Origin of the sequence: Actinophytocola sp., assembly GCF_050699915.1 — a bacterium.
GTDB lineage: Bacteria > Actinomycetota > Actinomycetes > Mycobacteriales > Pseudonocardiaceae > Actinophytocola.
The window spans coordinates 1-22,714 of sequence record NZ_JBOHGA010000068.1 but is presented as its reverse complement, the minus strand read 5'-3'; the positions used below and the strand labels follow the sequence as shown (position 1 = coordinate 22,714).

19 protein-coding genes are annotated in these 22,714 nt (G+C 71.5%); 7 read left to right on the top strand and 12 right to left on the bottom strand.

Annotated features, from left to right (window positions below; translation table 11 throughout):
* Positions 1–91: 91 nt before the first annotated feature.
* From ACRDSK_RS14740 to ACRDSK_RS14725, 4 genes are all read right to left on the bottom strand, one after another.
* Positions 92–598 carry a snapalysin family zinc-dependent metalloprotease gene (locus ACRDSK_RS14740; protein WP_431441327.1) on the bottom strand — a complete coding sequence of 169 codons (507 nt, stop codon included), beginning with the start codon at positions 596–598 and terminating at the stop codon, positions 92–94.
* A 137-nt stretch (positions 599–735) separates the two neighbouring features.
* A complete protein-coding gene (locus ACRDSK_RS14735) occupies positions 736–2,295 on the bottom strand; it encodes a cellulose binding domain-containing protein (protein ID WP_431441326.1) in 1,560 nt (519 codons plus the stop codon).
* A gap of 97 nt (positions 2,296–2,392) precedes the next feature.
* Positions 2,393–3,142, bottom strand: coding sequence for an ABC transporter permease (locus ACRDSK_RS14730; RefSeq protein WP_431441324.1), 750 nt, complete (start codon positions 3,140–3,142; stop codon positions 2,393–2,395).
* Between the two features lie 25 nt (positions 3,143–3,167).
* Positions 3,168–3,722, bottom strand: a complete 555-nt coding sequence (locus ACRDSK_RS14725) for a dihydrofolate reductase family protein (RefSeq protein WP_431441322.1) — start codon at positions 3,720–3,722, stop codon at positions 3,168–3,170.
* A 391-nt stretch (positions 3,723–4,113) separates the two neighbouring features.
* Between ACRDSK_RS14725 and ACRDSK_RS14720 the strand changes: the two genes are divergently transcribed.
* From ACRDSK_RS14720 to ACRDSK_RS14705, 4 genes are read left to right on the top strand one after another with little or no spacing between them, the layout of a single operon-like run.
* Positions 4,114–4,716, top strand: a complete 603-nt coding sequence (locus tag ACRDSK_RS14720; RefSeq protein WP_431441321.1) for a QsdR family transcriptional regulator — start codon at positions 4,114–4,116, stop codon at positions 4,714–4,716.
* 52 nt (positions 4,717–4,768) lie between these two features.
* Complete coding sequence (locus ACRDSK_RS14715; protein WP_431441319.1) at positions 4,769–6,322, top strand: class I adenylate-forming enzyme family protein; 1,554 nt, start codon at positions 4,769–4,771, stop codon at positions 6,320–6,322.
* Between the two features lie 54 nt (positions 6,323–6,376).
* Entirely contained in the window at positions 6,377–6,598 is a 222-nt protein-coding gene (locus ACRDSK_RS14710; protein WP_431441318.1) for a hypothetical protein, read from the top strand.
* A complete protein-coding gene (locus ACRDSK_RS14705; protein WP_431441316.1) occupies positions 6,516–7,532 on the top strand; it encodes an aldo/keto reductase in 1,017 nt (338 codons plus the stop codon). Before ACRDSK_RS14710 ends, ACRDSK_RS14705 begins: the two co-directional genes overlap by 83 nt.
* A 1-nt stretch (position 7,533) precedes the next feature.
* Here the strand turns inward: ACRDSK_RS14705 and ACRDSK_RS14700 are convergent, their stop codons facing one another.
* Positions 7,534–7,776 carry an SgcJ/EcaC family oxidoreductase gene (locus ACRDSK_RS14700; protein ID WP_431441343.1) on the bottom strand — a complete coding sequence of 81 codons (243 nt, stop codon included), beginning with the start codon at positions 7,774–7,776 and terminating at the stop codon, positions 7,534–7,536.
* Between the two features lie 143 nt (positions 7,777–7,919).
* Complete coding sequence (locus tag ACRDSK_RS14695; protein WP_431441314.1) at positions 7,920–9,884, bottom strand: ABC1 kinase family protein; 1,965 nt, start codon at positions 9,882–9,884, stop codon at positions 7,920–7,922.
* 42 nt (positions 9,885–9,926) lie between these two features.
* Here ACRDSK_RS14695 and ACRDSK_RS14690 point away from each other — a divergent pair, with 42 nt between their 5' ends.
* Together ACRDSK_RS14690 and ACRDSK_RS14685 are read left to right on the top strand one after the other, a co-directional pair.
* Entirely contained in the window at positions 9,927–10,343 is a 417-nt protein-coding gene (locus ACRDSK_RS14690; protein WP_431441312.1) for an OsmC family protein, read from the top strand.
* 394 nt (positions 10,344–10,737) lie between these two features.
* Positions 10,738–13,986 carry a S8 family peptidase gene (locus ACRDSK_RS14685; RefSeq protein WP_431441310.1) on the top strand — a complete coding sequence of 1,083 codons (3,249 nt, stop codon included), beginning with the start codon at positions 10,738–10,740 and terminating at the stop codon, positions 13,984–13,986.
* Between the two features lie 45 nt (positions 13,987–14,031).
* Here the strand turns inward: ACRDSK_RS14685 and ACRDSK_RS14680 are convergent, their stop codons facing one another.
* The 6 genes from ACRDSK_RS14680 to ACRDSK_RS14655 are packed head-to-tail and all read right to left on the bottom strand — an operon-like array spanning position 14,032 to position 20,576.
* On the bottom strand, positions 14,032–14,862 hold the full coding sequence (locus tag ACRDSK_RS14680) for a TauD/TfdA dioxygenase family protein (protein ID WP_431441309.1): 831 nt from the start codon (positions 14,860–14,862) through the stop codon (positions 14,032–14,034).
* Positions 14,863–14,921: 59 nt separating this feature from the next.
* Positions 14,922–15,749: an ABC transporter permease gene (locus ACRDSK_RS14675; protein ID WP_431441308.1), complete on the bottom strand. Its 828-nt coding sequence runs from the start codon at positions 15,747–15,749 to the stop codon at positions 14,922–14,924.
* Between the two features lie 3 nt (positions 15,750–15,752).
* The gene (locus ACRDSK_RS14670; protein WP_431441306.1) at positions 15,753–16,553 is read right to left on the bottom strand and encodes an ABC transporter permease; all 801 of its coding nucleotides are present in this window, start codon (positions 16,551–16,553) and stop codon (positions 15,753–15,755) included.
* Positions 16,550–17,533 carry an ABC transporter ATP-binding protein gene (locus tag ACRDSK_RS14665; protein WP_431441304.1) on the bottom strand — a complete coding sequence of 328 codons (984 nt, stop codon included), beginning with the start codon at positions 17,531–17,533 and terminating at the stop codon, positions 16,550–16,552. The genes ACRDSK_RS14670 and ACRDSK_RS14665 overlap by 4 nt, the downstream gene beginning before the upstream one ends.
* 11 nt (positions 17,534–17,544) lie before the next feature.
* The gene (locus tag ACRDSK_RS14660) at positions 17,545–19,356 is read right to left on the bottom strand and encodes a hypothetical protein (RefSeq protein ID WP_431441302.1); all 1,812 of its coding nucleotides are present in this window, start codon (positions 19,354–19,356) and stop codon (positions 17,545–17,547) included.
* The gene (locus tag ACRDSK_RS14655; protein WP_431441300.1) at positions 19,353–20,576 is read right to left on the bottom strand and encodes a hypothetical protein; all 1,224 of its coding nucleotides are present in this window, start codon (positions 20,574–20,576) and stop codon (positions 19,353–19,355) included. Before ACRDSK_RS14655 ends, ACRDSK_RS14660 begins: the two co-directional genes overlap by 4 nt.
* A 217-nt stretch (positions 20,577–20,793) precedes the next feature.
* On the opposite strand from ACRDSK_RS14655, the gene ACRDSK_RS14650 reads away from it, so the two are divergent.
* On the top strand, positions 20,794–22,692 hold the full coding sequence (locus tag ACRDSK_RS14650) for a threonine--tRNA ligase (protein ID WP_431441299.1): 1,899 nt from the start codon (positions 20,794–20,796) through the stop codon (positions 22,690–22,692).
* The last annotated feature ends 22 nt before the right edge of the window (positions 22,693–22,714 follow it).

The following is a 22,714-nucleotide window of genomic DNA, read 5'->3' as shown; positions in this document are numbered from 1 at the left end:
TACGTAAAGTGGAATTTTGTCAATAGGTCGGGCGGTGCGGACATGGGAGAGCGGCGGCCGCCGTGGCGACCGCCGCTCGTCCGTGTTCAGCTCAGTAGATCTTCTTCATCTCGCCGCGCGCCTGGAAGCCGTTGGCCCACATGGAGTTGACCCGGCCGACCTCGTCGGCGTTCGGGTGCGCGTTGGTGCACGACGGGCCGGGGCCGCCGCCGGACATGAGCTCCGAGCACGGGCCCTGGTAGTGGTCGGGCAGGCCGAGCACGTGCCCGGTCTCGTGCGCGGTGATCCGGACCGGGGCGTACTGCCCCATCTGCGTGTAGTCCAGGAAGATGTAGCCACTTCCGTGACCGTCGGTGTAGGCGTACGAGCCGCGCGGGTCGTTGCCCTCGTAGAAGTCCAGCGTCGCGCACGAGGGGTTCTCGACGAGCTGGACGTTGCTGGCGGCCGAGTTCCAGTTCGCGACGCCCTGGGCGATCTGGTTCTGGTAGCTCGGCGCACCGGAGTCGTCGTAGCACACCGTCGTGGCGGCGGCGTGGACGTCGCCGGTGGTGGCGGTTTCGGCGGCGGCCTGTCCGGCGGTCAGTGGCGCGACTAGCAACGCGGCCCCGACGCGACGGACCCCGGTGGAAAGATGCACTGAACTGCATATGGTCCTCAGTGGACGTATGCGAAGGTGGGGCGGCCGGCGCGGACCGCCCCACCTTCACGTTCGAGCGGAAATCGTTCGAGCGAAGCTCAGAAACCGGCCGTGATCCGGGTGAACTCCCAGTCCGGCTGTGCGATTCCGCTGCAGTGGGACACCACGCCGCCGCCCGGGCAGCCGCGGTCGCGGTTCACCGACCAGAACGCGAGCCGCGCGAGGCCGCGACCCTTGGCCCAGTCACGGATCTGCGTCCAGGTGGCCACCGACGTCATCTCCTGCTGGTCGGACAGGCCGTTCATGCCGGAGATGCCCATGTGCGAGTAGGCCTGCGCGTCGGTCCAGCCGAAGCTCGACTTCAGCTTGTTCTTCAGACCCTCGGCCGCGTTGATCGTGTCCTGGCCGATGTTCCCGCTGCCGAAGTCGAACGGCATGATCGTGAACACGTCGATGTTGGCCTGGATGGCCGCCGCGCGCTCGATCAGCTGGTTGCCGAAGAAGTTCGGGCCACTGGTCGTCGTGCCGAACGTGACGATCGTCTGGATGCCCGGGTTGTTCTGCTTGACGATCTTCAGCGCGTCGAGGATCCGGTTGCGCACGGTGTCGTTCTCGAACTCGTCGGAGTTCTCGATGTCGATGTCGATCGCCTTCAGGTTGTAGGCGTTGATCACCTGCTGGTAGGCGCCGGCCAGAGCCTGCGGCGTAGCGCAGTTCGGGCCGAGCTTGTTGCCGCTCCAGCCACCGAACGACGGCACGATGTCACCGCCGGCCGCCCGGATCGCGTTGATCGTCTGCTGGTCGACGCCGCCGGTCAGCGGGCGGGTCGAGTCCCACGCCGGCGAGCAGCCGCCGCCGGAGAGCACGAACGCCATCGTGAACCAGCGAATGCCGGTCGCCGACATCACCGGGCCGGGCGCGGGTGGGTTGCCCCAGCCCATGTACAGGTACGGCGCGCCGCGGCCACCGGCCGGCTGGGTGCAGCCGGTCGTCGTGCCGGTGACGGCTCCGCTGCGGGCCGACTCGCCGGCGCCGTTGTAGGCGGCGACGGTGTAGCTGTGCGTCGTGCACGTGCCGAGGCCGGAGATCGTCGCGCTGGTGCCGGTGACGGTGGCGCGCACGGTTGAGCCCTCGTAGACGCGGTAGCCGGTGACCGTGCCGCCGGAAGCGTTCCACGCCAACGAGATCGACGAGTTGTTCGAGCCGGTCACCCGCGGGTTCGACGGCGTCGACGGCGCGCCCGGGTTGCCCCCGCCGCCGTCGCAGGGATCACCGTTGAACCGGCAGTTCTGGATGCCCGAGACGTTGCCCGGGCTGCCGTTGAAGCCGAAGGTCGTGGAGGTGCCGGGGGCCAAGGTCGGCGCCCAGCTGGGGTTGCGGAACGCGTGGTGCTGGCCCGAGCTGGTGCGTTGGGCGTCCCACGAGCTGGTGATCGAGTAGCCGGCCGGCAGGTCGAACTCGATGGTCCAACCGTTGACCGGGCCGGCGGAGGCGTTGGCGACGGTGACCTTGCCCTCGAACCCGGTGCCCCAGTCGGACACCTTGGTGAAGGTCGCGGTCAGCCCGGGCGCGGCGGCCGCCGGCACCACGCTCAGGCCGAGGAACATCGTGGCGATCGCGGTCAGGACCACCAGGACACGTCTTCGTATCGTGGACATCGTTCTCCTCGCGCAGGGTTGGCAGGGACCCCGTGAACATCCACCTCGTACCGAGAAGTGTGGTCTAGACCAGCTCGTACCACAAGGTCTGGACCAGTCAGGGAGTGCGCGCGACGACCTCCACGGTCACCAGGACGGCGACGGCCTCGATGGCGAGCAGCGAGATGAGCACGACGAGCTGCGTGACGCCGGCCTCGATCGGGTCGCCGCCACCGAGCAGCACGCCGACGAACGCGCCGGGCAGCGTGACGAGCCCGACCGTGCGGGTCTGGTCGAGCACCGGCACGAGGGCCTGGTTCGCGGTGGGGCGGGTGATCAGCAGCGCGGCGTCGCGGCCGAGCAGGCCGAGCGCGAGTGCGGCCTCGACCTCGCCGTGCCGGGTGCTCAGCTCGTCACGGGCCCGGCGGCCGGCGAGCGAGGTGGCCATCATCGCGCCGCCGATGAAGATGCCGGCGATCGGGATGATCACGACCGGCCGCGCGGCGACGACCCCGGTGCCGAACAGCAGGGCGAGCACGGGCCCGACCCCCGCGGCGATCGACGTCGCGGCCCCGGGCAGCGCGCGCAGCGTGGCCCGCCACCCGCCCCGCGCGACGCGGCCGGCCGACGTGTACGCCGCGATGCCGAACATCAGCAGCACGAACCCGCCGGTGAGCCAGCCCGACGCGAGCACCGCGGTGATCAGCAGCGAGACCGCGCCGAGCTGCACGACCGCCCGCACCGCCGCCGTGGCCACCGGCCGCCACGCGTCGATGCGCCCGAGCCACACGGTGAGCGCGCCGGCCGCGGTCAGCAGCGCCAGCACTCCGGCGAGCGGCCACCCGGCGACGATGTTCTGGCCGTCCATCGGCACAGCGTGCCACCGGCCGGGCTCACCTCGTGTAGCGCAGCAGGACGGCCGAGCCGTCGAAGGTCCGTGTCTGCACCAGCCGCAGGGAGAACCGGTCCGACTGCGGGAACAGCTGCGGGCCGCCGCCGAGCACGACCGGGTGCACGACGACCTGGTACTCGTCGATCAGGTCCAGGTCGGCGAGCGACTTGGCCAGGCCCGAGCCGCCCGTCAGCTGCAGGTCCTTGCCCGGAGCCGACTTCAGCGCCCGCACCTCGGCCTCGATGTCTCCGGAGATCACGCGGGTGTTCCAGTCCGCCTTCTCCAGCGTCCGCGAGAAGACGATCTTCGGCGTGGCGCGCCAGATCGGCGCGAACGTGAGCGCGTGCCGCTCGGTGGTGTCCTGGTCGGCGGTCGGCCAGTAGCTCGACATCAGCTCCCAGACGCCCCGCCCGTACAGGAAGGTGTCGACCCGGTCGTTCTCCTCGTGCGAGTAGGCCTCGAGCTCGGGGCCGAACGCCGGCCAGTCGAACTCCCCGTTCGGCCCGCTGATGTGGCCGTCGAGCGACGTGTGCACCCAGTAGACGATCTTTCGCATGTCCTGCTCCTCGAACCGTGGCGCCCCGGTGGGCGCCGTCGCGAGCAAGTCGGAGGCTCCCACCGGTTCTCGACACACGTCCGGAAGAAATCTCAGGCGTGCGGACAGGTGTCGCGGTACTCGGAGATCGTCCGGTGTTCCACGGCGCGAGCGGCACCGAGGCCTGCGGGGACGGCCGGGGTCTCGGTCGCCTCCAGCGAGCCGCCACCACCCATCGAGTGGCCGGACACGGCCAGGCGCGATGCGTCGATCCGGTCGTCTGCGAGACCCCGAACGGGCCGCGCGACGCCTCGATGCCGCTCTCGGTCGGGTCCGGCTCGCGCATCGTGGAGTCGGCAGCCCCGCGCCGGACCGGTCCGCGGCCGCCGTCCCGGCCGTACGCTGTGCGTTCGTGACCCCAACCGCCGACGAGATCGTCCGGACGGCCGCGCACTGGATCGGCCGGGGCGTCCGCCTGGACACCCGGACGCTCGCCGGCGAGCTCGGGATCTCGCGCAGCACGCTGTTCCGCCGGGTCGGCAACCGCGAGGACCTGATGGGCGACGCGCTCTGGTACCTCGCCGACCGGACGATGGCGGCCGCGGTCCGCGACTGGGAGCGGGTCAACGGTGCGGCGGTCCGTGGCCCGGACGGCGAGCTGCGCTGCCTCGCGGTGATGCGCCGGTACCGCTCGGCCATCGCCGGCAACGGCGGTTTCCGCCGGCTGCTCGACGAGGAGCCGACCACCTCGATCCGCGTGCTTACCGACCCGCACGGCCGGGTGCAGCCGCGGGTCATGGCCGCCCACGTCGAGCTGCTCCGCCGCGACGTCGACGCGGGCGGGTTCGTGCCGGCCGTCGGGCTGGACAGCTTGGCGTACGCGATAGTCCGGCTCGGCGAGGCGTTCCTGTACTCCGACGTGCTGGCCTCCCGCGCGCCGGACCTGGCCGCCGCCGCCACGTTGTTGGCCGCCCTCGTGGAAGGACGGGTGCCGGCGCACGAGCAGCTCTTGTGAAACACATCACCGTGGTGTTTCATCGAGAGATCGCCCTCAGTGAGGAGGCCCGATGTCGGTCCGCACCACCGAGAGCCAACCGCCGGGACTGCCCGAAACCCTTGACTACCCAGAGGTTCCGGCCGGCGCGATCCTCGCCGGCTCCGCCCGCCGGTTCGGCGACCGGGTGGCCTTCGCGATGGGCGAGGAGTCCCTGACCTACGCTGAGCTCGGCGCGCGGGCAGCCCAGTTCGCCAACGGTCTGCTCGCCTACGGACTGTCCACAAAGGACAGAGTCGCGCTGCGAATGCCGAACTGCCTCGAGTATCCGGTTGCCTACTACGGGATTCTGCTCGCCGGGGCCACGTTCGTGCCGGTCAACCCGCTGCTCCCGGAGCCGGCCGCGGCCGCGCAGATCGACGACGCCGGCGCGAAGCTGACCGTGACCGCCGCCGACGTGCCGGGCATCTGCGCGGGCCAGCCGACCAACGCGCCCGAGGTCGAGATCGACGTCCACCGCGACCTCGCCCACCTCGCGTACACCGGCGGCACGACCGGCGTGTCCAAGGGTGTTCGGTTGCCACACCGCAACGTCGTGGTCAACACGCTGCAGTACGCCTGCTGGAACTCGGGTTCGGTGCCGGCGCTGGACTCCCGCGGCGGGCTGGTGCTCGAGCAGGTGGGTGCCGAGTCGGAGTATCCGGTGCGGCACGGCACCGCGGTCGCGATCAACCTGACGCCGTGGTTCCACGCGATGGGCACGATCGCCGGGCTGAACGCGCTGCTGCTCACCGGGTACTCGGCGACGCTGCACGGCCGGCTCGACCCGGCCCGCTACCTCGCGGACGCGCAACGCCTGCGGGTCACCTCGATCGGCGGCGCGCCGGCGCTGTTCGCCGCGCTGCTGGCCTGCCCGAACATCCACACGACGGACTTGACGACGGTGCGCGGGATCTCCTCGGGCGCGGCGCCGATGCCGCTCGAGATGATCAAGCGGCTGCGGGAGCTGGCCCCGGACGCGACGGTGAGCGAGGGCTACGGGCTGACCGAGGTCACCATGGGCGCGACCGTGGGGCCCGCGCATCGATCGGGCGTGCGCAAGGCGGGCACGGTCGGCGTGCCGGTGTTCGACACACAGGTGCGCATCGACGGCGCGGCCGGGCCGGGGGAGCGAGGCGAGGTGTGCGTGCGCGGCCCGCAGGTGATGGCCGGCTACCACAACCGTCCACAGGCGACGGCCGAGGTGCTCGTCGACGGCTGGCTGCACACGGGCGACATCGGCGCGCTCGACGCGGACGGCTATCTGTCCATCGTGGACCGTATGAAGGACATGCTGCTGTACAAGGGGTACAACGTCTACCCGCGAGAGCTGGAGGAGCTGCTGGCCGCGCAGCCGGGCGTGCTGGCGGCGGCCGTGGTCGGCAAGCCGGACGACGCGGTGGGCGAGCTGCCGGTGGCGTTCGTGGTGGCGGGCGCGCCGTCGGTGTCCGCGGCGGGGCTGATGTCCGCGGTGAACGAGCAGGTGGTGCCGTACAAGCAGCTGCGTGACGTGTACCTGGTCGACTCGATCCCGGTGTCCGCGGCGGGCAAGGTGCTCAAGCGCGAGCTGCGGGGCCGGTTGTCGTGACCGCCGTGCCGGTGCTGCGGCCGGGATGCCGAGCTGCGCCGGCTGGCCGGACTGGTGTCCGCCGCGCGGTCGGGTGCGGGTGGCTGTCTCGTGCTGCGCGGCGAGACGGGGATGGGCAAGACCGCGCCGCTCGCCGCGCTCGACCGGTTGCTGCCGGGGCTGGACCTGACCGGCGTGCGAGTAGGTTCACGGCATGGAGTACCGCACCCTGGGCAGCACCGGCACCGCCGTGTCCGTGCAGTGTCTCGGCACCATGACGTTCGGGCACGAGAGTGACGAGGAGACCTCCCACGCGCAGCTCGACCGGTTCATCGAGCGCGGCGGGAACTTCGTCGACACCGCCGACGTGTACACGGCCGGGCGCTCCGAGGAGATCATCGGCCGGTGGCTCGCGCGGCGGGGCGGCGTGCGGGATCGCCTGGTCATCGCCACCAAGGGGCGCTTCCCGATGGGCGACGGGCCCAACGACGCCGGGCTGTCGCGCAGCCACCTCAGCCGCGCGCTCGACGCCAGCCTGAACCGCCTCGGCATCGACACCGTCGACCTCTACCAGGCCCACGCCTGGGACCCGCTGACCCCGATCGAGGAGACGCTCGCCTTCCTCGACGACGCCGCGCGAGCCGGCAAGATCCGCTACGCCGGCGTCAGCAACTTCGTCGGCTGGCAGCTACAGAAGGCCGCGCTGCTGGCCGGCGACTCGGCGCCGATCGTCAGCCTGCAGCCGCAGTACAACCTGCTCGTCCGGGACATCGAGCTCGAGCTGGTCGACGTCTGCGTCAACGAGGGCATCGGGATCCTGCCGTGGTCCCCGCTCGCCGGCGGCTGGCTGACCGGCAAGTACTCCCGCGACACCCGCCCGGCCGGCGCGACCCGCCTCGGCGAGGACCCGGAGCGCGGGATGGAAGCGTACGGTCCGCGCAGCGAGCAGGAACGCACGTGGCGCGTGATAGACGCGGTCCGCGAGGTGGCGCAGGCCCGCGGCGTGCCGATGTCGCGGGTGGCGCTCGCCTGGGTCGCCGACCGCCCGGGCGTCACGTCGGTGATCCTCGGCGCCCGCACACTGTCCCAACTGGACGACAACCTCGGCGCCGCGGACCTGCACCTCACCGAGAAGGAGACCGACCTGCTCACCGAGGTCAGCAGGCCACTGGTCGCCGACTATCCATACGGCGCCCCGGGCGTGGACCAGCGCTCCCGCCAGCTCGGCTAGGTCAGGCCGGGCAGTTGTGGTAGGCCCGCACCGACCACGAGGAGCCACGCGCCAGCACCCACGTCTCGAGGGTCCACGGCTCCGGCGCCGACCGGCCCGCGAGCACCACCGTGCCCCGGCTGGTCACGATCGCGGCGTCGCCGAACACGCGCACGTCGACCACCTCGTGCAGCGCCCGGCAGCCTCGCAGCGGGCCGGCGAACATCTCCCGCATCGTGTCTCGCACGGCCGCCCGGCCCACCAGGTACGCCCCCCGGCAGTGTGGCGATCGCGTCCTCGGCGTACCAGGCCACGAAGGCGTCCGGGTCGTTCGCCGTCCACGCCGCGTACACGTCGTCGATCACCGCTCGCAAGGCGGTCTCGTCCCGCGTCGTCTGGCCGGTCATGTCAGGTGGGCCTTCCGCGGGACCTGAGGGAGTCGCGCCACCGGAACACCACGAACAGCAGCCGAAGGCCCAGCAGCGCGCTGATCACGAGCAGGTTGTACCCGAACAGCTGGTTGAGCGTCAGGTCCGGCAGCACCCGCGGCCCACTCGTGCTGGCGAGCAACAACACCGCCATGATGCCCGTCGCCGTGCCGGTGAACGCCAGCAGCACCTCGTGCAGCATCGAGGTGACCATCGCCCGGTCCCGCTCGTCGGCGAGCAGTCGGACGTTGACCGACAGGCGACCCCGCTCCAGCGCCGAGGTGACCCGGTCCACCCGCTGCGGCAGCCGGCGCAGGACCGGGAGCAGGGCCATCAGCTCGTCGACCGCCGCGGTGCGTACCGAGTCCGGCCGCAGCCGCTCGCCGACCAGTGCGGTGGCGAACGCCCGCGACTCGGCCAGGATGTCGAACCCGGGGGAGATCAGCCCGAGCGTGCCCTCCATGGTCGCCAGCGCCCGGAACACCGCAGCGATCGGCGGCGGGATCGACAGCCGGAAGTCGGTCACCACGCGGAACAGGTCGGCGAACATGTCGAGGTCCGGCCCCTGCCCGTGCGCGACGTGCTTCGCCACCAGCCCGCCGAGCGCGCGCTCCAGCCGCTGCTCGTCGATCTCGTCCGGCCGGTCGACGATCTCCAGCAGCCCGTCGCGCAGCGCCGCCGAGTCTCCGCGGTCCACCGCGGCCAGCACGTCCCGCAACCCGTTGCGCAGGCCCGCGTCCAGCCGGCCGACCGAGCCGAAGTCCAGCAACCCCAACGTCCCGTCGGACAGCAGCAGCACGTTGCCCGGGTGCGGGTCGGCGTGGAACACCCCGTGCAGCAGCACCTGCCGCAGCAGACAGTCCAGCAGCGACCGGGCGAGCTCACCGCGCCGCGCCGCCTCGACCGCGGCGATCGCGCCGCGTACCGGTGCGCCGTGCAGCCGGCGCAGCACCAGCACCCGTTCGCCGGACAGTTCCATGTGGACGTCCGGCACATCGACCGAAGAGCCCGGCGACGCGGCACGCACCGCGGCGATGTTGCGGGCCTCGACCCGGAAGTCGAGCTCCTCGACGAGCGCGGCGGCGAAGCCCTCGGCCAGGTCGACCACGCCGAGCGAGCGAGCCCACCGCGCGCGCAGTTCCAGCGACCGCGCCACCCGGTGGACGATGTCCAGGTCGCGCTCCACGATCCGGTCGACTCCCGGCCTGCGCACCTTCACCACGACGTCCTCGCCGCTGTGCAGCCGCGCCGCGTACACCTGCGCGATCGACGCGGTGCCGAGCGGCTCGCGGTCGAACGTCGCGAAGACCTCCTCGAGCGGCCGGCCGAGCTCCTCGACCAGGTCGCGCTCGATCGCCTCTGGGTCGACCGGCGCGACCTGGTCCTGCAGGTGGGACAGCTCGTCGACGAACACCGGCGGCAGCAGGTCCGGGCGCGTTGACAGCACCTGACCGAGCTTGACGAACGTCACCCCGCCGTCCTCGAGCGCGCGGCGCAGCGACCGGGCGAGCACCGCCTGGCGCTCGTCGCCGCCGCGCCCGACCAGATACCGGCCGATGCCGTGGCGCATCGCGATGCGGCTGACCTGTGAGTACCGCCGCGCGCGGACGAAGCGGCGGCGCAGCGACCGGAACCGGCCGACCACGCCGAGCCCGCTGCCGCCGGGAACGGCCATCTCGGCGAGGAACAGGAACGTCAGGGTGGCGAGGAACGCGCTGCCCGCGATCGGGATGAGCAGCCCGACGAACGCGCCGGCGGACCCGTGCACGACCGGGTTCAGCGACAGCATCACCCGCCCGGCCACCAACCAGCCGACGAAGGCGCCGACGAGCGCGCGCACGGTGCCGATCCGCACGCCGAGCACCCGCCGCGCGGCCACCACGACCGGCCAGAGGATGAGGACGTAGATGGGCAGGCTGAGCAGGGTCAACAGCACGGTGGTCATCACCGGACATGGAAGCACAGCTCCCTGACTACGGTGGCGGGCATGGCTGAGGACACGTTCAGGTCGGTCCGGATCGAGCGAACGGCGGTCGGGCGGTACACGGTACACAACGCGCGCGGCGGCACGCTCCCGGTCGGCGGCGACGACTTCTCCCCGGTCGAGCTGCTGCTGGCCGCGATCGGCACCTGCACCGCGATCGACACCGACGTGGTCACCAGCCGCCGCGCCGAGCCGGACTCCTTCACCGTGACCGTCACCGGCGACAAGATCTCCGACCGGGAGACCGGCAGCCGGCTGGAGAACCTGGCAGTGACGTTCGAGGTGCGCTTCCCCGAGGGCGACGCCGGCGACTCGGCTAGGACCGTGCTGCCCCGCACGGTCGCGCTCTCCCACGACAAGCACTGCACCGTGAGCCGCACCGTGGAGCGCGGTACGCCCATCACGCCGCGGATCACCTAGCATCCCGACACGTCGCGTTCACCGGCCTGCGCCCCGAGACGCTCGCCGGCACCGACTGGTACACCACGCGCCCTCCGTCCGAAGAGGACGGTAGCTTCCCCTGGCGTGGCTGGCGGGCCGTGCTCGACGGTTCACCCGACGGAGACCTGCTGGGTGCTGGAGCTGCTCATTACCGCACCCGCGGCTCGCTCCTGACCGCTTCCACCGACCGTGCGGCGGCCCCGGCGGACGCGCGCCGCTGGTGGCGCCCCCTCGCCCTCCCGGTCCGGCTGGTGATCTTAGCCGCCACCGACCTGCGTGAACGCGAAACAAGCAACCAGGCAAGACACATCGGGTGTCTATATGACTGGAGCGGCAGCCGGTGAGGTGTTGCCGCAGGCTTGTTGGAGGGCAGATGAGCCACGAGAGGGCCCGCGCACGTGTCGCGGGCCTGGTCGCCGTGTCGGTCGCCGCGAGCGCGGTGGCGCTCGGCGGGTCGGCCGGGGCGACGCAGGAGGCGTCATCGGGGGCGGCACCAGCGCCGGCTCTTGGCGCGACGGTCACCCTGCTGACCGGCGACCGGGTCACCCTGGGCGGTCCGGACGGCGCGGTCGTGCGCGCGGCGAAGGGCCGCGAGCGCATCGGGTTCGTGCGCCGCGTCGACGAGCGGGGCCACGTGCACGTCATCCCGCGGGACGCCGTCACGTCGGTGTCCTCCGGCCGGCTGGACCCGCGCCTGTTCGACGTCTCCGAGCTGGCCCGCACCGGCTACGGCGACGCGAAGCGCGCGGACCTGCCGCTGATCGTCGACTACCCAGGCGCCACCCCGCGCACGGCCGGCACCGAGGTGGTGCGCGAGCTCCCCGCGGTCGGCGCCGTCGCGGTCCGGGCGAACAAGGACGCCACGTTCTGGGCCCGGACGAGGACCGCGGCGAAGCGGATCTGGCTCGACGGCCCGGTGCGCGCCAGCCTGGACCACAGCGTGCCGCAGATCGGCGCCCCGCAGGCTTGGGCGGCCGGCCACACCGGCGAGGGCACCACGGTCGCGGTGCTGGACACGGGCATCGACGCGACGCATCCGGACCTCGCCGACGCGGTCACCGAGGCCCGTGACTTCTCCGAGAGCGAGAGCGGCACCGACGACCTCGTCGGCCACGGCACGCACGTGGCGTCGATCATCACCGGCGCCGGCGGGAAGTACACCGGTGTCGCGCCGGACGCGAAGCTGCTCAACGGCAAGGTCCTCGACGACTCCGGCAGCGGCTCCGAGTCGGGCATCATCGCCGGCATGGAGTGGGCCGCGGCGAGCGGCGCAGACGTGGTCAACATGAGCCTCGGCAGCGATCTGCCCAGCGACGGCACGGATCCGATGTCGCTCGCGGTCAACCGGCTGACCGAACAGACCGGTTCGCTGTTCGTGGTCGCCGCCGGCAACAACGGCCCCGGCTCCGAGTCGATCGGGAGCCCGGCCGCCGCGGACGCGGCGCTTACCGTGGGCGCGGTCGACCGCGAGGACCAGCTGGCCGAGTTCTCCAGCCGCGGCCCGCGCTGGGTGGACGGCGCGATCAAGCCGGACATCACCGCGCCGGGCGTGGACATCGTCGCCGCGAAGGCGGCCAACGGCCAGATCGGCGAGCCGGTCGAGGACGGCTACGTGTCGCTGTCCGGCACCTCGATGGCCGCGCCGCACGTGGCCGGCTCGGCGGCGATCGTCGCCGGGCAGCATCCCGAGTGGACGGTCGACCGGCTCAAGTCGACACTGATGGCGAGCGCGAAGCCGAACGCCGACCTGTCGGTCTTCGAGCAGGGCGCGGGTAGGGTCGACGTCGCCGCGGCCGTGGAGAGCACGGTGTCCGCGTCGCCGGCGAGCATCAGCGCGGGGACCGCGCAGTGGCCGCACGCCGACGACGAGCCGATCGCGAAGACGTTGGCCTACACCAACTCCGGCGCCGAGCCGATCACCCTGGACCTCGCGACGGACGTCCGCGACCCGGGCGGCGACCCCGCCCCCGCGGGAATGTTCACGGTCGAGCCGAGCCGGGTCACCGTGCCGGCCGGCGGCCGGGCGGAGGTCACGCTCACCATCGACACCACCGTGTCGGCGCCCGACGGGACCTACGACGGTGTGGTCACCGCGACCGCCGGCGACGTCGCCGTGCGTACCCCGATCACGGTGAACCGGGAGGTGGAGAGCTACGACGTCACCATCAAGACCCTCGACCACGACGGCAGGCCGACCCCGGAGTACGGCGTGCGGCTCGTCGACGTGGCCGACCCCCAGGCGTACCTGCCCTACGACGAGTCGGGCACGGTCGTCGCCCGACTGCCCAAGGGGCGGTACTACTTCGAGGCCGGCGTGCAGACCCTGCGCGGCGACGAGTACCTGTTGACCGAGAAGATCGAGCCCGCGTTCGTCGTCCGCGGCGACTCCGAGTTGGTCGTCGACGCCCGCCAGGGCCGCGAGCTCGACTTCCGCGTGGACGAGCCGACCGCGAAGGAGGCGTTCGGCGACGTGTCGTACACGCTGCGGACCGACTGGGGCGTGACCGGCACGGCGCTGCTCGGCGCCGACTTCGAGACCTACTTCACCACGCCGTCGAAGACCTCGGCGGGCGAGCGGTTCGAGTTCGGCGCCGCGGCACAGCTGGCCGAGCCCGACGGGACCGACACGTTCCCCGGCTTCGAAGGCAGTCCGTACCTGTACCACCTGCGGTGGACGCAGGACGGGCGCGTGCCGGCGAAGCTGGCCCGGACGTTCCACGACCGCCGGCTCGCGAGGGTCGAGTCGGTGCACGGGTTCGGCACGCCCGGGCTGATCGGCGTCCGCAACGACGTCGTGACCGGGCCGCTGCCGTTCTCGCTCACCGAGTACTACACGCCGGACGAGCCGTTCTTCGACTACTTCTACGACGCGGTCAGCCAGCAGGACGAGTTCGACGTCTTCCTCACGGACGCGTCCGAGCGGGTGTACCGCAAGGGCACGGTGACTCACGTCGAGTGGAACACCGGGGTGTTCGGGCCGGCGTTCCCGGTCTCGGACTTCGGCCCGCAGGTGGCGCGGCTGGGCGACGAGCTGGACGTGGCCGTGCCGCTGTTCACCGACCAGGATCCGAAACACTTCGGCTCCGCCGCGGCCACCGGCACGACCGAGCTGTTGCGCGACGGCGAGGTCGTCGGCGAGGAGCCGCGGCCGGGTGGCGGCCGGTTCGTGCTACCGCCGGAGGAGGCGACCTACACGCTGCGCACGACCGCCGACCGGACGCCCGGCGCTCGACTGTCCACAAAGGTGAGTGCGGAGTGGACGTTCCGGTCCGGCACCGTGGCGGGTGAGGAGCCGGCGGCCGTGCCGCTGCTCGCGGTCCGGTTCGCGCCGGACCTGGACGGCACGAACGCCGCCCCGGCGGGCGAGCGGTTCCGGATCCCGGTCTACGTCCAGCGGGTCGGTTCGGCGAAGCCGGGCCGGGTCGACACGCCGCGAGTCGAGATCTCCTACGACGACGGCAAGTCCTGGGCCCGGGTGCCGGTGCGCGAGCACGGCGACCGGTGGGTCGCGGTCGCGGACCATCCGGCCGGCGCGGAGTTCGCCGCGCTGCGCTCGTCGGTGTCCGATGTGGACGGGCATACCGCGACGCAGACGATCCTGCGCGCGTACGCCCTGAGGTGACCGTGCGGGGGCGGAGCCGGACCCCCGGCTTCGCCCCCGCCGCGCTCACCAGGCCAGGGCGGTGACCACGAGCCGGCGGAACGTCCTGGGGTTGCGGTCGATGCGGCCCACCCGCGCGTGCTGCGTGGAGAGGTTGTTCCAGATGATCACGTCACCCACCTCGTAGTGGTGGGTGTAGACGTTGTCGTCGGCGTACAACACGGCGAAGATGCTCTGCAGGAGCTCCTCGCCCTCCGCCGAGTCCGGCCCCAGCTCGTCGAAGTGGCTCGTGTTGAACTCGCTGACGAACAAGGCCTGCTCGCCGGTGTGCGGGACGTCGATGACCGCCGGGTGTACGGCGGTCTTCAGCCGCACGCCATCCGGCGGCTCCGGGTGGTCGGCGATCCGGTACCGGCTCGGGTCGTGGTCCTCGATCGCCGCGGTGACGTTGAACGTGTTGAAGCCGTGGAGATCGGCCACAGTCTTGCGGACGTCGTCGGGCAGCTGCTGGTACGCGCGCACGGTGTCCGCGAAGGCGGTCGGCGGCGAGGTCGGCGAGACCTCCATCGCGTAGAGGCAGGTGCCGGGCGCGACGTGCTCGCCGTAGGAGCCGTCGTTGTGGAACAGCAGCCGCCTGGTGCCGGCGATGTTGTGCTCCTCCTCGACGACGTTCGACATGTACTCGAACGTCTCGCCCGAGGGGAACCGGTGCAGCTCGCCCAGCGTGGTGACCAGCCGGTCCTGCTCCGAGTCCGAAAGGGACTGTCCGCGGATGAGGACCAGGCCGCTGTCGAAGGCGTCCCGGAGTTGTCCCGTTCCTTCCGCTGTGTCCAGATCCGCGATCGAGAAGTCGTGGAGCACAACCCCGAAGTGGTCCGTCAGGGGAGTCGTGCGCATGTCAGGCAACCTCCGTAGGCCGGCGTCGAAGATCGAGAATCCTCGACGCTAGCACAGGATTAGTGCCCCGAGCTGGTGTAGTGGCGGATCTGCCGTGCCCAGAGTCGGTAGGCGCCCGCGAAGAGTACGACGCCGACGAGCGGAGCGGCGATGGCGAGCCAGTAGGGGATCGACAGCTCGCCCTGCCGTCCCAGTAGGACTGTGGCGGGCACGTAGGACACGAAGGCGATGGGCAGGGCGAAGGTCAGCCCGAAGCGGACACCGGCGCCGAAGATGTGCATCGGGTAGTGGCCAAGGGTGTTGAAGAGCTGGTCGACGACGGCACGTGGGCCGTGGGTGGTGAGCATCCGGAAGGCTCCGGCGGCGCAGGCGAGCTGGGCCGACAGCTCGATCAGCGCACCCCCGATGACGGCGAGGATCAGGTACCCGATCGCGAGCGGCGACCAGTCCAGGTCGGCCCAGGCGGCCGCGAGACCGAGCAGGACCACCCCGCCGATGAGGTCCCCGAAGCCGGTGAACACGAGTCGTCGGGTGAGCAGCTGCACCAGCGGGTTGGCGGGCCGGACCAGGTACCGGTCGAACTCTCCCTGCCGGACGATGACGTCGATCGCGCCCACCTGCCCGAACGGCACGAGCCACAGGCCGTGGGCGGTGAGCCGGAGCCCGTAGAGGAAGGCGATCTCCGGTAGCTGCCATCCGCCGATGTCGCCGTACCGGTACACCACCGCGCCGATGAAGGCCAGGCCGACGATCTGGAAGGTGAGGCCGCCGAGGATCATCAGCAGCAGGTTGCCGCGGTACTGCAGCTCCGCCCGGTACGCCGCACCCATCAGCACTCGGTAGACGCGCATGGCCCGCTTGAGCTCTTGGATCTTCGTCGAGGACATCGCTCACCCGCCCTGCACGACGACGCGGTGGATCGTCCGGGACCACACCCACCAGGCGAGCGCCGCGAGCGCGACGATCCACATCGCCTGCACGCCGATCGCGGCGAGCATGTCGCCGCCCCGGAGCTGGCCGACGTAGATCGCGGTCGGCGAGTACGCGGTCGCCTGGAACGGCAACAGGTGCACGGTGGTCACGAGCCAGTCGGGCATGACCCACAAGGGAACCAGGGCGCCGGACAGGAACTGCGCCACGGTCCGGTAGATCATGTAGATGCCGTTGACCTCGATGGTCCAGAACGCCAGGCAGCCCACCACGACGCTCAGCTGCGTCGTGACCACGTAGGCGAGGACCAGGCTGACGAGGTAGCCGAGCGTGGCGCCGGCCCCCGCGGGCGGCCGGATGCCGCCGAGCAGCATCGCGAACGGCAGGCTCAGTGCGGCGAGGGGGAGCAGCGCCAGCACCACCCCGGTCTGCCCGGCGATGGCCTGGTTCACGAAGCCGACCGGCCGCAGCAGGTCCATCGCGACCTTGCCGTCGCGAACCCGTTGGGGTATCTGGGAGAAGTTGTACGGGACGAACAGTGCGTACTGGACGACCGCGAGGGTGCTGTAGACGACCGCGGTCTCCAGGGTGACGCCGTCGACGCTCGGGCGCCCGTCGTACACCGCGGTCCACACCGTGCGCAGCAGGTAGATCTGCACGAGGACGCCCACGAAGCCGATGAGGTAGTTCGCCCGGTACGCGAGGGCGGTGCGGAACTGGATGCGCGTCAGCTCCGCGTAGGCGAGGAGCCGTGGGGTCACGACGCCGCCGAGTCCGCGTAGACGGCGCGGACCACCCCGTCCAGCCCGGGCTCCTCCAGCGAGAGGTCCTTGATCGGGAAGTCCGCGAGCACCTGCCGGATCAGCTCGGCCGCGGACATGATCGCGGGGTCGAACCGCAGGCGCACGGTCGTGTCCTCGCGCGCCACCTGCTCGGCACCGGGCACGACGACGTCGGCCGGCTCGGCGAGCTGGACCACCAGCTCACGGTGCGGCGCGTACTTGGCCTTCAACGTGTCGAGGTCGCCGTCGTAGAGCATGCGCCCGCGATCGATCAGCAACGCGCGGCGGCACAGGCGCTCCACGTCCTCGAGGTCGTGCGTGGTGAGGATGACGGTCGTGCCCTGCTCCTCGTTGACCTCGCGGATGAACGTCCGGATCTGGTCCTTCGCCATGACGTCCAGACCCACGGTCGGCTCGTCCAGGTACAGGATCCGCGGGTCGTACAGCATCGCGGCCGCGAGGTCGCCGCGCATCCGTTGCCCCAACGAGAGCTGCCGGACGGGCTGGTCGAGGAACTCGCCCATGGCCAGCAGCTCGGTGAAGTAGCCGACCCGCGCTCGCCACAGCGGGTCCGGCATCTCGTAGAGCCGCCCGACGAGCCGCAGCGAGTCCCGCAGGGGCAGGTCCCACCACAGCTGCGAGCGGTTGCCGAACACGACGCCGATCTGCTTGGCGTTGCGGCGCCGGTTGCGCCACGGCACCAGCCCGCCGACCTCGACCGTGCCCGATGTCGGCACCAGGACGCCGGTCAGCATCTTGATCGTGGTCGACTTGCCCGCGCCGTTGGGTCCCAGGTAGGCGACGAGCTCACCCGGCGCGATCTCGAAGTCGATGCCCGCCACCGCCGTCAGGACGGTGACCTGCCTGGTCACCATCGACCGCAGGCCGCCGAACGGCCCGTCGAACCGCTTTGGCCGGCGGAACTCCTTCACCAGGTTCTCGACTCGGATCCCCGACATGGCCGCCGACCCTACGCGCCGGCTGCGTTGTCGGTGCCGCTCGTGTCGGCGCCGCCGCGCGAGGCCGTCCGGTGCACGGGGAGCGAGAGCACGGCGCAGATGGGCGGCGCCAGCACCCAGACCCCGAGGACGACGTAGACGTACCAGCCAGGTGCGCCGGCCGCGACGAACCAGCCGGTCGCGAGCGCCGCCAGCAGCGCGCCCGGCCACATCTCCCGCAGCCAGCGCGTCCGCGGGTTCGCCGCGACGGCTCGCCCGGCCGCCGCTCGGGGCTGCCACTCCAGCAGGTTCCGGCGGGTCACGGTCACCCGCCACAGCGAGGTCGCGATCGCCGTGGCGGTGTAGGTCGCGCGGTCGGCGAGGAACACCAGGTACAGGCCCTCGCTGACCAGGAGCCTGCGCAGCCGGGTCGCGAACGCGCGCACGCCGCCCGGCAGCCCGCGGAGGAACTCGCCGGTGAGGATGGGGAGGAACCGGCCGGCCGCGAACAGCGGCACGGCCAGGGTGGCGACCGCGGCGGCCGGACCGTCGAGCAGCGCCCAGGCGAGCAGCATCAGGCACGGCGCCGTGACGTCGACCGCGAACACCACGATGTCGAGCGTCATGGCCAGCCGGTCCCAGGGCCGCAGCCCGCCCGGCGGCGCGTGCCGGCCGACGAGCCAGGGCAGCAGCTGGACGTCGCCCCGGATCCACCGCGCCTGGCGGCGGCGGTGCTCGAAGAACGAGCGGACCGGCTTGCCCAGGATCACGGCGTCACCGACGTGCTGGGTCTTCGCGTAGGTGCCCTCGAGCTTGTCGTGGCTGAGCACCGCGTTGTCCGGGATCCTGCCCCGCAACGACTCCAGGAACGGCTCGACCGCGATGAGCGCCTGGCCGCCGTACCGGTCCCGCCCCAACATCCGCTGCATGAAGGAGAACAGGACCGGCTGCGGCTCGGGCCCGGGCGACACGTAGCCCTCGAACACGATCCGCTGGTACCAGTTCGGGTCGGCCGGCGGCACGAGCCGGTACCCGGGCTGTGCGATGGCCGTGCGCCCGGCTTGGTGTGCGGCGTCGTGTGCCAGCACGCCCACCAGCTCGCGGATCGTGTACGGGTGCAGCAACGTCCCGTTGTCCAGCACCATCAGGTACCGCGCACCGGCGATGATCGCGCTCGACGCCGGGTCGGCGCGGTAGCCGCTCAGGTCACCCGACCGGGCCGCGGCGGCGAGCTCGAGGAGGTTGCCGCGCTTGCGTTCCCAGCCCATCCACCTGCCCGACACCGAGTTCTGCCGCTGCTCGCGCACCAGCGCGCCCACGGGGCCGAGCTCGGGCTCGTCCTCCTGCAGGAGCCGGACCCGGCGCAGCAGCTCGTCGTGCAGGCGCTGCTCCTGCGCCACCGACCGGGTCGAGTCGTCCCGGCGGTCGGCGGCGACCAGGTGTCCGACGTCGCGGTGCGCCGCGATGCGCCGGTTGCGCCGAATGCACTCGATCACCTGGTCGATGTCGTTGTCGTCGACCACGAGCAGCGGGTACACCACGACCGTCTTGTGCGTGCTCCCGAGCTCCGCGTCGACGTCCAGCCGCGGCAGCGCGACGGCCGGGCCGCACAGCCGCGAACCGACGGCCTCCACCAGCCGCCAGCCGTTCAGCAGGCAGGACGGCAACAGCAGCAGGGCGACGACCGGTACCGACCACTCGAGCCCCGGGCCGACCAGGTTGGTCCACAGCGCCGCGAGCGCCACCTCGAGCGCCGCGCCGACCGCGAGGCCGGCGGCGACCACGGCGCGCTCGCGACCGAGCGTCGCCGGCGCGACGTGCTGCTCGCGAACCGCCGTGCTCATCGGTCGGCTCCCGCCTTGGCGCGGGCCCAGTGGGGCACGATCTCGTGCGCGTGCGGGTCCCAGAGCGCGGTCAGTCCGGGCCAGCGGTCCACCGCCGTGACACCGCTGTGCATCGCGCTGCGGCAGAAGGGAACCAGCGTCCGTGCCGCCGGGCCCAGCGCCTCCCGGGAGGCGATCTTGCGCAGGGTGGCCGCCGGGAACGTGGCCAGCGCGTCCTCCGCCCACGGCTGCTTCCAGGCCGTGTCCAGCGCCGCTGAGCTGGGCTCGTCCAGCACCGTGCCGGCGATGACCCCGGAGGCGAACATCGTCAGCCACATGGCGAAGTGCAGGCACTCGCCGACGGGGGAGTCCTCGGCCAGCTCCGGATGCCGCGCCAGGTCCTCGGCGAACGCGGCCGCCATTTCCTCGTTGGCCATGCCGAACTGGGTCAGCACCTCGTGGGTCGGCGTCACCATGGCCCGCGGCGTCGGATCGGCGGGGTTGTAGGAGGAGTAGTACTCACCGGCACCCATCCACACGTGGGACACCGCGGGCGGGGAGACCACCCGATCCGTGAACGCCTGCCGGGCCGGGTCGGCCCCGGCGAAGACGGTCGCCTCGCGGACGCCGTGCAGCAGGTCGTTGAACAGCAGGCTCTCCGCGGGCGCGTGCTCGACGAGGCTCGGGATCGCCACGTAGGTGCTCCGCTCCCGCTCGGCGAGGAACGAGTACATGGCGCGGTTGTCCGGCTCGGTGTCCGGCAGGTTCGCCGCGACCGCGCCGAACTCTCGGGCCCACTCCGCCGGCAGCGCGAGTGCCTGGGTCGGGGTCCAACCGTCCTGTAACCGTGTCCACGAGGCGCCGGCAAGTGCCGCAAGCCGGACGGCCTGCGAGGTCGCCATCGACCAGGGCGCGAACAGCGCGAGCGCGCCGTCCGGCGCCGCATCGAGGGCCTGCGTCACGACCCGCGGGAAGTCGGCGCACAGCAGGACGTCGGCCTGGAGCACCAGGTGGTGGGTGGCGTCAGCGACAACTCCGTCAGCGACGGCGGCCCAGGCCGCGCGTGCGGTGCGCAGGGTCGCCGGCGGGCCCCCGGGTTCGGGATCGAAGACGATCCGGATGTTCAGCTCCGGGTACTCGCCCTGGATCCGCATGGCGTCCGCGCGTCTGCGCGGGTGGGCCATGACCACGGTGGACAGCCGCACTCCTGCTGCACCAGCCAACTGAAACGCCACCTCCATGGGTCAACGGTCGGTTGAGGCCCAACAGTGTGCCTCGAACACATCTCGCTCGCAGGGCGTTCGCGATCTTTGGCACCGCCCCGGCGGGACGGGGGTCGGGTTAGTCGTTCGACGACCGGCGTATGATCTAGTTGCAGGTCAGCGGACGCCCGGCAGGGCTCTGGAGCGCCGAGGCGCCACCGCCGACCCCTCCGCCCCAAGACGAAAGAACACATCCATGCGCCTTCTCCTCATCCACGCCGACACCTTCTCGTTCGCTGTGGGCGAGGTGGCGCGGACGCCCGGCTTCACCCCGGATCCCGCGGAGGCGGACGCGCGCGGCGAGGTCGCCAACGCACTGGTCGGCTTCACCGCCGTGGAGGACGGCGACGAGGGCTCGCTGCAGGACGTCGTTGGCCAGGCCGCCGACCTGTTGTCGCAGACCGCGGTCCGCGTGGGCGCGAAGGCCGTCGTCGTGTACCCCTACGCGCACCTGTCGAGCAACCTGAGCAAGGCCTCGTTCGCGGCCGGCGCGCTCAAGGCGATCGAGGCGGCGCTCGTGGCGCGCGACGAGGGGTTCGACGTCGTGCGGGCGCCGTTCGGCTACTACAAGTCGTTCTCCTTGGACTGCAAGGGACATCCGCTCTCGGAGCTCTCGCGCACCCTGGCGCCCGCAGCCGGCGCGGAGGGCAAGGCCGCCACTGTGGCCGACACCGAGCCCGCCGAGTCGGCCGCGCTCCAGGCGGAGAAGGAGATCACCTCCGAGTGGCGGATCTACAGCGCGGACGGGACCTACGTCGCCGCCGACGAGTACAAGTTCTCCGGCAACAAGGGCCTCAAGCAGCTCTACGCCTACGAGCGTGAGGGCAGCCGGGAGGCCGAGGACGCGCCGCCGCACATCAAGCTCATGCGCGAGCACGAGCTGGTCGACTACGAGCCCGCGTCCGACACCGGCAACATGCGCTGGTACCCGGACGGCATCCTCGTCAAGCGGCTGCTGGAGCAGCGGGTGACCGAGCTGGTGTCCAACTTCGGCGGCATGGAGGTCGAGACGCCGCTGATGTACGACTTCGCCCACCCGGCGCTGTCCAAGTACATCCAGCGGTTCCCGGCGCGGCAGTACGTCGTCAAGAGCGAGGACCACGAGTACTTCCTGCGGTTCGCCGCGTGCTTTGGCCAGTACATGATCATGAATGACATGGTCGTGTCGCACCACGACCTGCCGGTGCGGCTCTACGAGCTCACCCACCACTCGTTCCGCCGCGAGCGCGGCGGCGAGGTCAGCGGGCTGCGTCGCCTGCGCGCCTTCACCATGCCGGACATGCACACCATGGCCAAGGACATGGAGATGGCGAAGGAGGAGTTCATCGAGCAGGTGAAGCTGTGTCTACAGTGGATCGATGACCTGAACCTCCCCTGTGTCCCGGCGATCCGGTTCGTACAGTCCTTCCTGGACGAGAACCCCGACTTCCTCCCGGACCTCATGCGGGTGCTGGACCGGCCCACGCTGGTCGAGGTCTGGAACGACCGGTTCTTCTACTTCGTGGCGAAGTTCGAGCTGAACTTCATCGACAACGCGGCGAAGGCGGCCTGCCTCTCGACCGTCCAGATCGACGTCGAGAACAGCGAGCGGTTCGGCATCGACTACGTCGCCGAGGACGCGAGCAAGCGGACCCCGCTGCTGCTGCACACCTCGGTGTCCGGCTCGGTGGACCGCAACGTCTACGCGCTGCTCGAGCAGCAGGCCCGCGAGATGAACCAGGGCAACAAGGCCGCTTGGCCCACCTGGCTCGCGCCCACCCAGGTCCGTCTGCTGCCGGTGGCCCCGGAGCACGTCGACGGCGCGGTGAAGCTGGCCGACCGGCTGCCGTTCCGGGTCCAGGTCGACGACCGGGACCTGCGGCTGGGCAAGAAGATCCGCGAGGCCGAGCGCAGCTGGGTGCCCTACACCATCGTGGTGGGCGACAAGGAGCTGGCGGGTGACGGCGAGCTGCCCATCCGTCCCCGTGTCGGGGAAGGGTTCTCGGCCACCGTCGAGGAGTTCGTCGAGCGACTCGAGGCCGAGACGGCCGGTCAGCCCAAGCGCCCGCTGAACACGCCGAAACTGCTGAGCAGGCGCCCGATTTTCGTGGGTTAGGCCCCGCCGGGACGTTCGTCGC